Below are 15,940 nucleotides of genomic sequence, written 5' to 3' on the forward strand. Positions count from 1 at the left end.
CGCGCCGCGCGGCGCCGTACGGCACTGCGCTCCGGCCGCCGGGCTCCCAGCCTGCCCGGTGGCCGGGCCCTCGGGGCCTGCCCTCGCGCCGCCCGCTCAGGGCCGCTCGAAGGCGAACTTGAGCGAGCGGACCCGGTTGTCGAAGTTCGACCCCGCCAGATCGGGCAGGCCCACCGCGCGCAGCCCCACCGGCCGGGTCAGCAGCTCGTGGAACAGGGCCCTCATCTCCACCCGGGCCAGGTGCGCGCCCAGGCAGAAGTGCGGGCCGCCGCCGCCGAAGCCGAGGTGCGGATTGGGCGAGCGGGTGATGTCGAAGGCGTCCGGGTCGGGGAAGACCGCCTCGTCGCGGTTGGCGGAGGCGTAGTACAGCACCACCTTGTCGCCGGGGCGGAACAGGTGCCCTCCCATGGTGTGTTCGGTGACGACCGTCCGGCGGAACTGGATGATCGGCGTCGAATGGCGGATCATCTCCTCGACCGCGCCGTCCGCGTACTTCTCGAAGTCCGAGAGCAACAGGTCCCGTTGGTCCGGGTGGTCGGTGAGCAGCGTCAGCCCGTGGGTGATCGCGTTGCGGGTGGTCTCCACCCCGGCGACCATCAAGAGGGAGAAGAACGCCCCGAGTTGGCGGGCTCCCAGGGCCTGGCCGTCCACGTTCGCGCAGACCAGCGCCGAGATCAGGTCGTCGGTGGGATGCCTGCGGCGCTCCCGCCCGATGCCCGCCACCATCCGCTGCATGCGCGCGAGGGCGCGCAGGCCGCGGCCGGGCATCCGCAGGCGGGAGGCCAGGCCGCGTTCCACGCCGATGTTCTCGGAGGCGTGGTTGACGCGGTCGGCGATCTCGGGACGGTAGTGCTCGGGGATGCCCATCATGTTGCAGATGACCTCCAGGGGCAGGCGGGAGGCCACCGCGGAGACGAACTCGTCCGGCCGTGCGTCCAGTACGTCGTCCACGATGCGGGTGGCAACGGCGTGGATGTCCGCCTCGGCGGCCGCCAGCAGGCGGGGGGTGAAGGCCCGCTGCACGATCTTGCGGAGCTGGGCGTGGTCGGGGCCGTCCAGATTGACCATCGAGTCCCCGAACAGCGCGCGCACCCAGCGGGCGGGCTCGGGGGTGGTCACGCCGGGGGCGCTGGCGAACACCTTGGGGAGCCGGCTGGCCTCTTGCACGTGGGCGTGCCGGAGGAGGGCCCAGTGCCCGGTCCCTTCGGGGACGAAGACCGGAGCGCCGATCGCCCGGAGCCGGGCGAAGGCGGCGAGGCGGTGCGCGGGGGGCGCCTGCCAGAAGCCCGGTTCGACCAGTTCCCTGCCGGGGGCTTGGCCGGTTCGCTGTGCGGGGAGTGTCATGGCCTGCCCAACGCCGCCGGGGGCGCGGGAGTGACGGTCCGGCGCGGCGCCGCTGCCGGGGGCTCCGCTCCAGCCCCCCGGAGGGGCTGGAGGTGCCGCTGCGCGGCCCCCTGGGCTCCGCCCAGACCCGCGCCTCAAACGCCGGCGAGGCTGGATTTTGGCTGGCGTCAGCCGGCAAGTGCGCGCAACGCAATCATCTGCCCGCAGGGCAATTCCAGCCTCGCCGGCGTTTGAGGCGCGGGGTCTGGGGCGGAGCCCCAGGAGGGGGCGCTGGGTCAGCGGGCGGTGTGGGTGGCCAGGGTGAGGCCCAGTGCGACGGTGGCCGCGCAGACGAGGCCCGCGTACAGGACGGCGTACGGACCCGTCCATGTGCAGGCCAACACCACCAGGGCCGACACCGGCAGGGTCAGTTGCTGGGCCGGGCCCCGTTTGAAGTGGCGGGAGTGCAGGAGCCAGACCATCAGGAGGAAGAGGGCGGTCGGGACGGTGACGGAGGCGTTCGCGGCGGTCTGGGAGATGTGCGCCGCACCCACCGCGTGTTCCACCGCCACCTCGATGCCCGCCCCGATCGCCGCGCCGGAGGCGAAGATCAGCAGGTGGCCGTAGCCCCACGGGATGGCCTCCCGGTTGGAGGTCAGATGTTCGTGCATCGGCACCGCGAAGTAGATCCACCACGCGGCGAAGACGATCAGCAGCCCGCCGCCGGCGATCGGCAGCAGCACGTCCAGCGCCTCGTGCTCGTCGAGCGCCGACTTGACCGCCACCGTGGCCGCCGCGATCGTCTCGCCCAGCACGATGATCGTGAACAGGCCGTACCGCTCCACGATGTGGTGCGCGTGCCACGGCGTCTCGTGCCCGCGCTCCGCGATCGCCGGGACCAGCAGCTCCGCGGCGGCCACGATCAGGAACAGCCAGCGCTTCGCGCCGTCCGGGGCGAACAGCAGCGCCACCCAGCCCACCTGGCAGATCACCAGCCCGGCCGCGTACTTCAGCGCCGCCGTCCTGGCCGCGCCCTCCTCGCCGGCCGCGGCCCGCAGCCACTGCGCGGTCAGGGCGACGCGCATGATGACGTAGCCGATGACGGGGACGGTCCAGTCGTTCTCGTCGAAGGCGCGGCTCAGCCCCGCCGCGTAGACGAGAACGCCGGCGATCTGGACGAGGGTGGCGATCCGGTAGGGGACGTCGTCGCAGTCGTAGGCGGAGGCGAACCACGTGAAGTTCATCCACGCCCACCACACGCCGAAGAAGACGAAGAAGTAGCCGATCACCCCCGTCCCCGGATGGCCCTCCGCCAGCGCGTGCACCAGCCGGGCTCCGGCCTGCGCGATGGCGACGACGAAGCAGAGGTCGAAGAACAGTTCCAGCGGGGTGGCCGCGCGGTGGTCCTCGTCGCGGCTGCGGGCGGTCATGGGGAGGTACGCCATACCGGCCAGGAGACCAGAGGGGCCCCGGGTCAGCAGGCCAGGCGCGCGGCCCGCACCACCCGTGTGCCCCGGCCGGACTCTCCTCCAGCTACTGCTGGGAGCTACCCCCAGCGTGCCAAGACCACCCGGGCCAGGCGCGGATGGTCGGCCAGCGGCTGCGACACCGTCCACGCGCCGCAGCCCGCCGGCGCGTGCGTGAACCGTCCCGGGGCCAGCAGGTGCGCGGCCACCGCGATCCGGCGGTGCCCGGCGGCCCGCAGGGCGGCCAGGGCCTCCGGCACCGTGGGCCCGGCCGAGGTCAGGTACGCGGGGACCACCGGGATCCGGCCGGGGCCGGCGTCGGGGTCGCGCTCCAGGAGGGCGGCGAGGGCTGCGCCGTCTGCAAGCCGGTCGTCGCGAACGTGCTGGGCAGCCTCACCCCCGACCTCGGTGGCGCAGATGGAGCGGCACGTCGCCGCCTACCAGGACGAGTGGCAGGCGGTCCTGGAGGACCCGGCCGCGCTGGAACGCTTCGGCACGGTGGACTTCGGTACCTCCGCCGGGGACGCCCTCGAACCGGGGCGCGGGCGTACCGCAGTGCTGGAGGACGGCACCGAGGCGGCCCTCTTCAAGGACCGGGCCGGCGAGGTGTACGCGGTCGGCAACCCGGACCCCTTCTCGGGCGCGGAGGTCATCGCCGACGGGATCATGGGCTCGCGCGACGGGGTTCCCGTCGTCGCCTCCCCGATGCACAAGCAGGTCTTCGACCTGCGGACCGGTGTCTGCCTGGACGACCCGGAGGTCTCCCTCCCCGTCCTCGCCCTCCCGCTGAACTGACGTATCGACCAACGCACTGTGGGCGACGGGACTTTGTCCCGTCGCCCACAGTGCGTTGTCCTCTGCCGCGGGGCGTCCGGGGAAACGGAACCTGGATAGGCAAGGACACCCCTCGAGCTTTGAGGACACACCATGAGTTCCGCCACGAAGGACGCGGTACGGCCGCAGCTCGCTGATGCGGCCCAGTACCGTCCGGGCCGCACCATCACCGACTGGACGCCGGAGGACCCGTCCTTCTGGCGGAGCACCGGGAAGAGGGTCGCCACCCGCAACCTGTGGATCGCGGTGCCGGCCCTGCTGGTGGCCTTCGTGGTCTGGCAGGTCTGGAGCATCACGGCGACCAACCTGAAGGACGTCGGCTTCGGCTTCAGCCAGTCGCAGCTGTTCTGGCTCACCGCCGTCCCCGGCATCACCGGCGGGACGGCCCGCATCTTCTACACCTTCCTCGGCCCGATGATCGGCCAGCGCCGCTTCACGGCCCTGTCCACCGTCGTGCTGATCGTGCCGCTGCTGTGGCTGGGCTTCGCGGTGCAGGACACGTCGACCTCGTACGGCATGATGATCGCGATCGCGGCGCTGTGCGGCATCGGCGGTGCGAACTTCTCCTCCTCGCTCGCCAACATCGGCTTCTTCTACCCGAAGCAGGAGAAGGGCAACGCGACCGGCATCAACGGCGGCCTGGGCAACCTGGGCGTCTCGGTCGTCCAGCTCCTCACACCGATCCTGATCACGTCCTCGGTCCTCGCCATCGGCGCCGGCCAGAAGAAGGCGAACGGCTCGGAGATCTACCTCCAGAACGCCGCCTTCGTATGGGTGCCCGTGCTGATCGTGCTCGCCGTGGTGGCCTGGTTCGGCCAGAACGACCTGAAGGTGGCCTCGACCCCCTTCAGCCAGCAGAAGATCATCTTCAAGCGCAAGCACAACTGGCTGATGACCTGGCTCTACGTCGGCACGTTCGGCTCCTTCATCGGCTTCGCGGCGGCCCTGCCGCTCCTCATCAAGACCACCTTCCCCGCGTACTCGGTGGCCACCTACGCCTGGATGGGCCCGGCCCTGGGCGCGCTGGCCCGCTGGGCGGGCGGCTGGATCGCGGACAAGCTGGGCGGCGCGCGGGTGACGATCCTGTCGTTCGTGGGCATGGCGGTGTCGATCATCGGCGTGATCACCTTCCTCCCGGCCGGTTCCGACCAGGGCTCCTTCCAGGGCTTCTTCCTCTGCTTCCTGTCGGCCTTCTTCTTCTCGGGCATCGGCAACGGGTCGACCTTCCGCCAGATCCCGGTCATCTTCCGGGGCCGGCACCTGAAGGGCCTGACGGAGGGGACCCCGGAGTACGTGGCCGCGCTCAAGCAGGCCGAGATCGAGTCGGGCGCGGTGACGGGTTTCACCGCTGCCATCGCCGCCTACGGCTTCTTCTTCATCCCGGCGATGTTCGCCAACTTCGCGGTGACGAGCGCGATGTGGGGCTTCGTGGGCTTCTACGCCTCCTGTGTGGTCGTGGCCTGGTGGTTCTACGCCCGCAAGGGTGCGGAGGCCCCGAGCTAGTCCCCTGCGGGCCGTCTGCCGGGGGCGGAGCCCCCGGACCCTCCCCCAGCTACCGCTGGGGGTACCCCCAGCGCCTCAAACGCCGGCGGGGCTGAAACCCGGCCCGCCGGCGTTTGAGGCGTCGTCGCGATGCCTCTTCGAACCCGATCCCGCCTTTTGTGAAAGCGTTCACAAGCGCGCGACGGACCTTCGGCCCCCGTGAAATGGCAGGTCAGGGCGGTGTCGGTGCCCGCCGGGTGGCAGGCGGCGGGACCTTCGGGCTCCAGCTCAGGACCAACGCGGACCCAAATGATCGATCAAAAGGCGTGCAATGGATACAAGTCAAGCAATGAGGCGACTGGGAAGGTGCGGGCGATGACTGCCACTCCTGCGGAGACCACGAAGAACGGCGAGGCCTGGGAGGGCTTCAAGGGCGGCCTGTGGCGAGACGCCATCGACGTCCGCGACTTCATCCAGCAGAACTACACGCCGTACGAGGGCGACGACACCTTCCTCGCCGACCCCACCGAGCGCACCACCGCCGTGTGGAAGGCGATCACGGACAAGTTCCCGGAGGAGCGCGACAAGGGCGTCTACGACGTCGCCTACGACATCCCGTCGACGATCACCGCGCACGCCCCCGGCTACATCGACCGCGACAAGGACCTGATCGTCGGTCTCCAGACGGACGCCCCGCTCAAGCGCGCGATCATGCCCTACGGCGGCTGGCGGATGGTCGCCGGCGCCCTGGAGACCTACGGCTACCCGGTCTCCGAGGAGCTGGAGAAGGTCTTCACGGAGTACCGCAAGACCCACAACGCCGGCGTCTTCGACGCCTACACCCCCGACATCCGCGCCGCCCGCAAGGCCGGCATCGTCACCGGACTGCCGGACGCCTACGGCCGCGGCCGCATCATCGGCGACTACCGCCGCGTGGCCCTCTACGGCGCCGACCGCCTGATCTCCTTCAAGAAGGAGGAGAAGGAGGAGCTGAACTCCCTCCCGGCCGGCAACCGTTCGCTGGAGGAGACGATCCGCCTGCGCGAGGAGCTCTCCGAGCAGATCCGCGCCCTCGCCGAGCTCAAGGCGATGGCCGCCTCCTACGGCCACGACATCTCCGGCCCGGCCACCAACGGCCGCGAGGCCATCCAGTGGCTGTACTTCGCCTACCTGGCCGCGGTGAAGGAGCAGAACGGCGCGGCCATGTCGCTCGGCCGCACCTCCACCTTCGTCGACGTCTACCTCCAGCGCGACATCGAGGCCGGCGTCCTCACCGAGGAGCAGGCCCAGGAGCTCGTCGACGACTTCATCATCAAGCTCCGCATCGTGCGCTTCCTGCGCACCCCGGAGTACGACGAGCTGTTCTCCGGCGACCCGACCTGGGTCACCGAATCGATCGCCGGCATGGGCGAGGACGGCCGTCCGCTGGTCACCAAGTCCTCGTTCCGCTACCTCCAGACCCTCTACAACCTCGGCCCGGCCCCCGAGCCGAACATGACGGTCTTCTGGTCGCCGCAGCTGCCGCAGGGCTTCAAGGAGTTCTGCGCCCGCGTCTCGATCGACACCTCCTCGGTGCAGTACGAGTCCGACGAGCTGATGCGTCCGCGCTTCGGCGACGACACCGCCATCGCGTGCTGCGTCTCGGCGATGCCGGTCGGCAAGCAGATGCAGTTCTTCGGCGCCCGCGTGAACCTCGCCAAGACCCTCCTCTACGCGATCAACGGCGGCCGCGACGAGAAGTCGGGCGCCCAGGTCGGCCCGTCCACCGGCGCCGTCACGGCCGAGGTGCTGGACTACGACGAGGTCATGGCCAAGTTCGACGAGCAGATGGAATGGCTCGCCTCCACCTACGTCCACGCCCTGAACGTCATCCACTACATGCACGACAAGTACGCCTACGAGCGCATCGAGATGGCCCTCCACGACCGCGACGTGCGCCGCACCATGGCCTGCGGCATCGCCGGCCTCTCGGTCGCCGCCGACTCGCTGTCCGCCATCAAGCACGCCAAGGTCACCGCCGTGCGCGACGAGACCGGGCTGGTCACCGACTACCGCATCGAGGGCGACTACCCGGCGTACGGCAACAACGACGACCGCGTCGACGACATCGCCGTGTGGCTGGTCGAGGAGTTCATGAAGAAGGTGCGCAAGCACCCGACGTACCGGGGCTCCGAGCACACCCAGTCCGTGCTGACCATCACCTCGAACGTGGTCTACGGCAAGAAGACCGGCAACACCCCCGACGGACGCCGCGCCGGCGAGCCGTTCTCCCCGGGCGCCAACCCGATGAACGGCCGCGACACCCACGGCTACGTCACCTCCGCGCTGTCGGTTGCCAAGCTCCCCTACGAGGACGCCGAGGACGGCATCTCGCTGACCAACACCGTCACCCCCGACGGCCTGGGCCGCACCCCCGAGGAGCGGATCAAGAACCTGGCGGGCGTGCTGGACGGCTACATGGCCGGCGACGGCTTCCACATGAACGTGAACGTGCTGGGCCGCGACACGCTCATGGACGCCATGGAGCACCCGGAGAACTACCCGCAGCTGACCATCCGCGTCAGCGGCTACGCGGTGAACTTCGTCCGCCTCACGCGGGACCAGCAGCTCGACGTGCTGAACCGCACCTTCCACGGCTCGCTCTAAGCGCCCACTGCGCGCAGGGCGCGGGCCGTCCAGACCGCGCGGCCCGGGGCCGGGCCCTCACCCCGGCCCCGGGACCGCGCGACTCCATCGGACACCGGATCACCTCTGGAGCACCTGCCATGACCGTCCTCTTCGGTACGAGCCTCCCCGTCGGCCCCGCCGCGGCCGTCGCCGTCAGTGCCGGGCAGACCCCGGCCGCCGCCGCGACCCAGCGGCCCAGCGAGGGTTCCGTGCACTCCTGGGACCTGTCCACCGGCGTGGACGGCCCCGGCACCCGCTTCGTGACCTTCCTCTCTGGCTGCCCGCTGACCTGCCTGTACTGCCACAACCCCGACACCATGCGGATGCGCAACGGCAAGCGCACCTCGGCCGACGACGTCATCGCCGAGGCCCGCAAGTACACCCGGTTCATCTCCGCCTCGGGCGGCGGCGCCACCGTCTCCGGCGGCGAGCCACTGCTCCAGCCCGTCTTCGCGGGCGAGCTGCTGCACCGGATGAAGAACGACCTCGGCCTGCACACCGCCCTCGACACCTCGGGCTTCCTCGGCGCCCGCGCCACCGACGCGCTGCTGCGCGACGTGGACCTGGTCCTGCTCGACATCAAGTCCTGGGACCGCGAGACGTACAAGAAGGTCACCGGCCGTCCACTGGAGCCCACCCTGGACTTCGCCCGCCGCCTCGCGGACCTGGGCAAGGAGGTCCACCTGCGGTTCGTGCTGGTGCCCGGGCTCACCGACGCGCGCGAGAACGTCGAGGGCGTCGCCGCCTTCGCCGGCACCCTCGGCAACGTCTCGCGGGTCGACGTGCTGCCCTTCCACAAGCTTGGGGAGAGCAAGTGGCAGGCCCTCGACATGAACTTCACCCTGCACGACACCCCGTCGCCGACGCCGGAGCAGGTGGCCGAGGCCAAGGCGGTCTTCGCCGCTCGGGGACTGAAGGCCGTCTAACTCGTACGGCCTAATTGTAAGTACGGCATAACGGGCTGAAACGGTACAGACCACTTAGCGTGGTGCTGTGTCCGAGCCCACCGAAGTCCTCGACGAAGCCCCGCCACCACCCGAGGCGCCCCAGAACCCACCGCCGGCCGGGAAACCCGTCACCGCACGGGCCACCCTGGCCGGCATCGTCGTCTCGCTGCTCCTCATCGCCGCGATCGTGCTGGGCAGCCGCTTCCTGCGCGACTTCGACTCGGCGCTGCTGCCCTACGCCGTCGCCACCGTGTTCCTGGCCTTCGGCGTGGCCTACCGGTACACCGTGTGGGTCTCCGCGCCCGGCGCGCGCCGCCTCTTCAAGAAGGGGTTCGGCAGCTTCTTCTCCGCCGAGAACTTCCGCAAGGCGCCCACCGCACTGCCGAAGATGATCGCCACCTACCTCGGCTTCCAGAAGTTCCTCGGCGCCCGCTCGCGCGCCCGCTGGGCCGCCCACCAGCTCATCTTCTGGGGCTGCATCCTGGCCGCGCTCATCACCTTCCCCCTGACCTGGGGCTGGTTCACCTTCACCTCGGGCAGCGGCTCCGGACCGGGCTACGAGATGCGGATCTGGGGCTTCAAGGTCCTCGGCTTCGACTCGCTGAACATCCTGGGCTGGCTCATGTTCCACGGTCTGGACGTCGCCGCCGTCCTCGTCATCCCCGGCGCCTCGTACTTCCTGTGGCGCCGGATGAAGGACCGCGGAGCCATCACCGGACAGCGCTTCGCCTACGACCTGCTGCCGCTGATCTGCCTGATCGTGATCTCCGTGACCGGGCTGCTGCTGACCTTCTCGTCGATCTTCCTGCACGGCGGCGGCTACGAGTTCCTGGCCATCCTGCACATGGTGTCGGTGGTGTTCACCCTCATCTACATCCCGTTCGGGAAGTTCTTCCACATCGTCCAGCGCCCCGCCGCCGTCGGCATGCAGCTGTTCAAGTACACGGCCCGCCAGGACGAGCAGGTCTTCGCCTGCAAGCGCTGCGGGGAGCCCATCGACACCACCCCGTACGTGGAGAACCTGCGCGGCACGATGCAGGACCTGAACCTCGACTTCAACGCCTTCGTCGAATACTGCCCGCGCTGCAAGCGGGCACTGCGCGGCAGCGCCTACCTGAACCACGTCAAGAAGGGTTTCAAGTGACCGCGACGGACCCCGCCCAGAGGGCCACGCTGCCCATCGACCCGTCCATCGCGCCGCCCGGCACCCGCAACTTCCGCGACGCGGGTGGCATCCCCGCGGACAAGTGGCACGCCGACCAGAACGGCGAGACGCTCGTCCCCACCCACTGCTGTTTCTGCGGGGTGCAGTGCGGCATGTACCTGCGCGTGGACAAGGGCGGGAAGGTCTTCGGCGTCGAGCCCCGCAACCACGACATCAACCGGATGCGGCTGTGCCCCAAGGGCATCAACGCCTACCAGCAGGTCAACCACCCCGACCGGCTGACGAGCCCACTGCTCCGCCGCTCCCGCGACGAGGAGTTCAAGGAGGCCTCCTGGGAGGAGGCCCTCGACTTCACCGTCTCCGAGATCCGCCGCATCCAGGGCGCCCACGGCAACGACTCCTTCGGGCTGCTCGGCGGCGCCAGCCTCTACTCCGAGAAGACCTACCTGGTCGGCAAGTTCGGCCGGGTCGCCCTCAAGACCCGGCACGTCGACTACAACGGCCGCCTGTGCATGGTCAGCGCCGCCGGCGCCAACAAGCTCTCCTTCGGCATCGACCGGGCCGCCAACCCCTTCTCCGACATCCTCCTCACCGACTGCCTGCTGATCGCCGGGTCGAACGTGGGGGAGTGCTTCCCCGTGATGACCCAGTACGTGTGGGGCGCCCGCGACCGCGGTGCCTCGCTGATCGTCGTCGACCCGCGCGAGACGGCCATCGCCCGTACCGCGGACGTCCACGTCGCCCTCAAGCCCGGCACCGACTCCGCCTTCTTCAACGCCGTCCTGCACGTGGTCATCGCCGAGGGCCTGACCGACGAGGCCTACCTCGCCGCCCACACCACCGGCTGGGACGAGGTCAAGAAGACCGTCCAGGACTATCCGCCCGCCCGCTCCGCCGCGATCTGCGGGGTCCCCGAGGAACAGATCGTCCAGGTGGCCGGGATGTTCGGCCGTGCCGCCAAGGCCATGGCCTTCCACGCGCGCGGGGTCGAGCACCACTCGCAGGGCGTCGAGAACTGCCTGTCCATCATCAACCTGTGTGTGGCCACCGGGAACCTCGGCAAGCCAGGTGCCGGCTACGGCACCATCACCGGCCAGGGCAACGGCCAGGGCGGCCGCGAGCACGGCCAGAAGTCCGACCTGCTGCCCGGCGGCCGCTCCATCATGAACGAGGAGCACCGCCGTCAGATCTGCCGGATCTGGGGCATCGAGGAGTCCGAACTCCCGCCCGCCGGCACCTCCATGATGGAGATGGTCTGGCAGATGCAGCGGCAGGAGATCCGTGGCCTGATCGGCATCTGCAACAACCCCTTCGTCTCGCTCCCCAACTACGGGACGGTCAAGAAGGGCTACGACAGCCTCGAATTCCACGCACAGTTCGACTTCTTCCTCTCCGAGACCGCGACCAACGCGCACGTGGTCTTCCCCGTCACCGTCTGGGCCGAGGACGAGGGCGTCATGGCCAACACCGAGGCCCGCGTCGTCAAGCACAACAAGGCGCAGGAGCCGCCTGCCGGCGTCCGCACCGACACCTGGGTGATGTGCGAGCTCGCCAGACGGCTCGGCGTCGGCGACAAGTTCGACTTCGCCGACTCCCGCGAGGTGTTCGAGGAGCTCCGCATCGCCTCCGCCGGCACGGTCAACGACTACTACGGCATCACCTACGAACGCCTGGAGGAGACCGGCGGCATCGCCTGGCCCTGCCCCACCACCGACCACCCGGGCACGCCCCGGCTGTTCGAGGGCGGCAAGACCTTCCACCCCGACGGGAAGGTCCACATGCAGGTCGTCGAATGGCACCCGCCGATGGACCCGTACACCGAGGAGTTCCCCCTCTCCCTCACCACCGGCCGTACCGTCGCGCACTTCCTCTCCGGCAACCAGACCCGCCGCCTGGGCGCCCTCGTCGAGCAGACCCCGCGCCCCTGGGTGGAGGTCCACCCCTCGCACGGCTTCCGCAACGGCGACCCGGTCAGGGTGGTCACCCGCCGCGGCAGCGAGGTCTTCCCGGCCCTGGTCACCGAGGCCATCCGGCCGGACACCGTCTTCATCCCGTACCACTGGCCCGTCCCGACGGCCGCCAACGCCCTGACCATCGACGCCCTCGACCCCCGCTCGAAGATCCCCGAGTACAAGGTCTGCGCCGCCCGCATCGAGGCCGGGGAACGGGTCGACGAGGTGCCGCCGCCGCCCACGGCCCCCGGCCGCGAGGCGTACCCGGAGACGCAGCTCTCCCGCACCGACCCCCTGCCGCCCACGTCCCCGCAGGGCCGTGGCACGGCCGAGAGGAGCTGACCCGCCATGATGGGCCGCACGATCTTCATCGACCCGGGTCGCTGCATCGGCTGCCAGGCCTGTGTCTCCGCCTGCCGCGAATGCGACTCCCACCGCGGCAAGTCGATGATCCACCTGGACTACACCGAGCCCGGCATGTCCGTCGCCTCCCTCCCGACCGTCTGCATGCACTGCGAGGACCCGGTCGCGCCCTGCGCCGAGGTCTGCCCCGCCGACGCGATCCTGGTCACCGCCGACGGGGTGGTCCAGCAGGCCGACACCACCCGCTGCATCGGCTGCGCCAACTGCGTCAACGCCTGCCCCTTCGGCGTCCCGAAGATCGACCTCCAGGCGAAGCTGCAGATGAAGTGCAACCTCTGCTACGACCGCACCGCCTACGGCCTGGCCCCCATGTGCGCCACCGTCTGCCCCACCGGCGCCCTCTTCTACGGAACCCTCGAAGAGCTCCAGGCCGAGCGACCCGGCGTGCAGGTCGCCGACTCCTTCGTCTTCGGTGACGTCGTGGTCAGCACCGGCGTGGCGATGGTCGTCCCCGCCGACAAGGTCCAGTGGCCCGTCCCCGGCGGGCTGCCCGTCGTAGAGATCAATGGAGTGGACGTGCGCGAAGCGCAGTCGAATAAGGGTGGCGGCGGGCGACGGGTGGGCGGAGTGGACGTCCGATGAGCCTCACCGAACAGCCCCCTCCGTCCTCCACCCCCGGACCGGACCCGGACTCGGACGGGGACGCCGCCGCCGCGCAGTTGCGCGACCGGATCAGCGCCGACTCCCTCACCACCCGACGCGACTACCTGCGGATCGTCGCCACCGTCTCCGGCGGCCTGGCCATCGGCGGGGTCGGCGTCGCCGCCGGCATCCTGCACCGGCACGGCGACAGCGAGACGCTGCCCGAGGCCAAGAAGGTCACCGACGAGCTGGCGCCAGGCCAGTCCGTGGCCTTCCGGTTCCCCGGCGAAGAGGACCGAGCCGTCGCCGTCCGGCTCGCGGACGGCTCCCTCGTGGGCTACTCCGCCGTCTGCACCCACCTCGCCTGCGCCGTGCTGTGGCGCGAGGACCGGGGCGCCGACGGGGAGCTGTACTGCCCCTGCCACGAGGGTGTCTTCGACGCCCGGACCGGCGAGGTCACCGCGGGCCCGCCACCGCGCCCGCTCCCCAGGATCTTCCTGACCGAGCAGGCCGACGGCAGCGTCTGGGCCATCGCCACCGCCCGGTCGGGGGAGACGGCCAAGGACGCCCTCTGCCGCCAGTTCGGCGACAACCGCCCCGAGATGGCCCAGCAGCTGAACTGCCCCGGAGCGGCTCGCGCCGCCACGACCGAGAGGAGGAGCACATGAGCGCCCCGCAGCCACCTCCGCGTCCCGAGTACCACCCAGGCAGTGCCCAGCCCCGGCTGAACCGGCCGGTGCGCGAGCGGTATCCGCAGATCCGCTCCACCAGCGGCTACGGGGACCCGCGGATCCGCAACACGGGCCCCGGCCCGGGAGCCGGCACCGAACACGAGCCGGAGCGGTCCTCGAAGCTCAACGCCCGGCTGGCCCTGGCCCTCACCGTGCTCATCGGACAGCTCTGGGCGCTGACCGTGACCGTCAACGAGTGGATGAAGGGCAACACCGCAACGGCCTGGTGGGGGGCGGGATTCCTGATCCTGTCCTTCCTCGTCGTGATCGGACTGTGGCTCCTCGCCCCGAAGGACCGTTGACCATGTCGATACCCACGCCCACCCCGTCCACGGTTCGCTCGCACCGCGCGGAGAGCTACAAGCCCGGTGCCACCATCGGTGACTGGCGGCCCGAGGATGACGGCTTCTGGCAGTCCACCGGGCGCAAGGTCGCCCAGCGCAACCTCTGGATCTCGATCCCCGCGCTGATGCTCGGCTTCGTGGTCTGGCAGGTCTGGTCGGTGACCGTCGTCAAGCTGAACGACGTCGGCTTCGGTTTCTCCAAGTCGCAGCTTTTCTGGCTGACGGCCATCCCCGGGATCACCGGCGGTACGTTCCGGATCCTGTACACCTTCATCGGGCCGATCTTCGGCGAGCGGAAGTTCACCGCCTTCAGCACGCTCATCCTCGTCGTGCCGATGCTGTGGCTCGGCTTCGCCCTCCAGGACACGGGCACCCCGTACTGGGAGCTGGCGCTGATCGCCGCCGTCTGCGGCATCGGCGGCGCGAACTTCGCCTCCTCCATGGCCAACATCGGCTTCTTCTTCCCCAAGCGGGAGAAGGGCAGCGCCAACGGCCTCAACGGCGGCCTCGGCAACCTCGGCGTGAGCGCGGTCCAGCTGGTCGCCCCGCTGGTGGTCACCGCCGCCGTGCTGGGCGCCCCAGGTGGCCGCGGCCCCCTTCAGCCAGCAGAAGATCATCTTCAAGCGCAAGCACAACTGGCTGATGACCTGGCTCTACGTCGGCACCTTCGGGTCCTTCATCGGCTTCGCCGCCGGCCTGCCCCTGCTGATCAAGGACAACTTCGAGGCGCAGGGATACCAGGCCACCACCTATGCCTGGATCGGCCCGTTCGTCGGCGCGCTCATGCGCTGGGCGGGCGGCTGGCTCTCCGACAAGATGGGCGGCGCCAGGGTCACCCTTCTGTCGTTCGTCGGGATGGCCGCGGAACTGATCGTGGTGATCTTCGCGCTGCCCCACGCGGGGGGCCAGGGCGACTTCTGGCCCTTCTTCATCGGCTTCCTGGTGGCCTTCGCCTTCTCCGGCCTCGGCAACGGCTCGACCTTCCGGCAGATCCCGGTGATCTTCCGGGACCAGCACATGCGCGAGGCCGAGGGCAAGGGACCGGAGGCGCAGGCGGCGGCGCTGAAGCAGTCCGAGATGGAGGCGGGCGCCGTCACCGGCTTCTCCTCCGCCATCGCCGCCTACGGCTTCTTCTTCATCCCCGCGATGTTCGCGGCGATGGCCGTCACCAACGCGCTGTGGATCTTCATCGGCTTCTACGCCACGTGCCTGGCGGTGTGCTGGTGGTTCTACGCCCGCAAGGGCGCCGAAGCCCCCAGCTGATCGGGGCGAGCGTCGGGGGCGGCCGTACCCTGGAGGCATGAGCACCTCCGCCGCCCCCGACCCGCAGCCCGAGCCCGCCGCGCGGCCGGAGCCCAGGCCGAAGCCGAAGCTGATCTTCGACGACCCCCTGGACCAGCAGTCCTCGGACGACACCGACCGGGGCTGGGGCGAGCGGCCGCCCGCCGGCGGAAGCACGGCCGACCTGGCCCGCTTCCTCGACGAGAAGCCCCCGCACCACATCTGAACCGGCTGACCGGTCAGAAGGCGTCGCGCGACCTCGGAGCCGTGTCGACGCCGTTGACGCTGCGCTGGGCGACCAGGTGGTCCCGGATCTCCTTGAGGACCTCCAGCTCGGTGATCTCCATGGTCTCCTGGACGCCTTCCTTGGCCTTGCGGCGCTGCTCCACCTTGGCGAGGTACTTCGCCATCGGCAGGACCATCAGGAAGTACACGACCGCCGCGGTGATCAGGAAGGTCAGCGCGGCGTTCAGCACCGAGCCCCAGAGGATCTCGACACCCGTCGGCTGACCGTTCGGGCCGATCTCGCACGGGTTCTTGATGCACGTCTTGTAGCCGTCCAGGCTCTGCGTGCCGATCGCGCCGATGACCGGGCTGATGATGCCCTTGACCACCGAGTTCACGATGCTCGTGAACGCGGCGCCGATGACCACGGCGACCGCCAGGTCGACCACGTTGCCGCGCATCAGGAAGGCCTTGAAGCCCGCCAGGATGCTCTCCTTCTTCTTCTCGCTCACCACTGA

At 70.0% G+C, this 15,940-nt stretch carries 15 protein-coding genes and 1 pseudogene; 12 read left to right on the top strand and 4 right to left on the bottom strand.

Annotated elements, in window-relative coordinates:
* Positions 1-96: 96 nt before the first annotated feature.
* The 3 genes from OG625_RS23175 to OG625_RS23185 all read right to left on the bottom strand — a co-directional run bounded on the left by OG625_RS23175 (position 97) and on the right by OG625_RS23185 (position 3,085).
* On the bottom strand, positions 97-1,344 hold the full coding sequence (locus tag OG625_RS23175; protein ID WP_329384393.1) for a cytochrome P450: 1,248 nt from the start codon (positions 1,342-1,344) through the stop codon (positions 97-99).
* 275 nt (positions 1,345-1,619) lie between these two features.
* On the bottom strand, positions 1,620-2,768 hold the full coding sequence (locus OG625_RS23180) for a low temperature requirement protein A (protein WP_329384396.1): 1,149 nt from the start codon (positions 2,766-2,768) through the stop codon (positions 1,620-1,622).
* A gap of 101 nt (positions 2,769-2,869) precedes the next feature.
* Positions 2,870-3,085 carry a CbiX/SirB N-terminal domain-containing protein gene (locus tag OG625_RS23185; RefSeq protein WP_329384398.1) on the bottom strand — a complete coding sequence of 72 codons (216 nt, stop codon included), beginning with the start codon at positions 3,083-3,085 and terminating at the stop codon, positions 2,870-2,872.
* Positions 3,086-3,206: 121 nt separating this feature from the next.
* Here OG625_RS23185 and OG625_RS23190 point away from each other — a divergent pair, with 121 nt between their 5' ends.
* The 12 genes and pseudogenes from OG625_RS23190 to OG625_RS23245 all read left to right on the top strand — a co-directional run bounded on the left by OG625_RS23190 (position 3,207) and on the right by OG625_RS23245 (position 15,423).
* On the top strand, positions 3,207-3,584 hold the full coding sequence (locus OG625_RS23190; RefSeq protein ID WP_329384401.1) for a nitrite reductase (NAD(P)H) small subunit: 378 nt from the start codon (positions 3,207-3,209) through the stop codon (positions 3,582-3,584).
* Positions 3,585-3,716: 132 nt separating this feature from the next.
* Entirely contained in the window at positions 3,717-5,126 is a 1,410-nt protein-coding gene (locus OG625_RS23195) for a NarK family nitrate/nitrite MFS transporter (RefSeq protein WP_329384408.1), read from the top strand.
* 354 nt (positions 5,127-5,480) lie between these two features.
* Positions 5,481-7,751, top strand: coding sequence for a formate C-acetyltransferase (gene pflB, locus OG625_RS23200; RefSeq protein ID WP_329384410.1), 2,271 nt, complete (start codon positions 5,481-5,483; stop codon positions 7,749-7,751).
* A 119-nt stretch (positions 7,752-7,870) separates the two neighbouring features.
* Positions 7,871-8,698 (top strand): pyruvate formate-lyase-activating protein, encoded by an 828-nt coding sequence (pflA, locus tag OG625_RS23205; protein WP_329384413.1) that lies wholly within the window; start codon positions 7,871-7,873, stop codon positions 8,696-8,698.
* 67 nt (positions 8,699-8,765) lie between these two features.
* The gene (locus OG625_RS23210) at positions 8,766-9,863 is read left to right on the top strand and encodes an MFS transporter (protein ID WP_443067751.1); all 1,098 of its coding nucleotides are present in this window, start codon (positions 8,766-8,768) and stop codon (positions 9,861-9,863) included.
* Positions 9,860-12,178, top strand: a complete 2,319-nt coding sequence (locus tag OG625_RS23215) for a molybdopterin oxidoreductase family protein (protein ID WP_329384416.1) — start codon at positions 9,860-9,862, stop codon at positions 12,176-12,178. Before OG625_RS23210 ends, OG625_RS23215 begins: the two co-directional genes overlap by 4 nt.
* A 6-nt stretch (positions 12,179-12,184) precedes the next feature.
* Entirely contained in the window at positions 12,185-12,841 is a 657-nt protein-coding gene (locus OG625_RS23220; RefSeq protein WP_329384418.1) for a 4Fe-4S dicluster domain-containing protein, read from the top strand.
* Complete coding sequence (locus OG625_RS23225; RefSeq protein ID WP_329384421.1) at positions 12,838-13,509, top strand: QcrA and Rieske domain-containing protein; 672 nt, start codon at positions 12,838-12,840, stop codon at positions 13,507-13,509. Before OG625_RS23220 ends, OG625_RS23225 begins: the two co-directional genes overlap by 4 nt.
* Positions 13,506-13,874, top strand: a complete 369-nt coding sequence (locus OG625_RS23230; RefSeq protein ID WP_329384424.1) for a hypothetical protein — start codon at positions 13,506-13,508, stop codon at positions 13,872-13,874. The genes OG625_RS23225 and OG625_RS23230 overlap by 4 nt, the downstream gene beginning before the upstream one ends.
* A 167-nt stretch (positions 13,875-14,041) precedes the next feature.
* Positions 14,042-14,416 (top strand): annotated as a pseudogene (locus OG625_RS23235) (MFS transporter); the annotation flags it as partial.
* 82 nt (positions 14,417-14,498) lie between these two features.
* Positions 14,499-15,179, top strand: coding sequence for an MFS transporter (locus tag OG625_RS23240; RefSeq protein ID WP_329384427.1), 681 nt, complete (start codon positions 14,499-14,501; stop codon positions 15,177-15,179).
* A gap of 37 nt (positions 15,180-15,216) precedes the next feature.
* The gene (locus tag OG625_RS23245; RefSeq protein WP_329384429.1) at positions 15,217-15,423 is read left to right on the top strand and encodes a hypothetical protein; all 207 of its coding nucleotides are present in this window, start codon (positions 15,217-15,219) and stop codon (positions 15,421-15,423) included.
* 13 nt (positions 15,424-15,436) lie between these two features.
* On the opposite strand, the gene mscL is transcribed toward OG625_RS23245, so the two are convergent.
* Positions 15,437-15,934 (bottom strand): large conductance mechanosensitive channel protein MscL, encoded by a 498-nt coding sequence (gene mscL / locus OG625_RS23250; RefSeq protein WP_329384433.1) that lies wholly within the window; start codon positions 15,932-15,934, stop codon positions 15,437-15,439.
* Between the last annotated feature and the right edge of the window lie 6 nt (positions 15,935-15,940).

Source organism: Streptomyces sp. NBC_01351 (assembly GCF_036237315.1).
GTDB lineage: Bacteria > Actinomycetota > Actinomycetes > Streptomycetales > Streptomycetaceae > Streptomyces.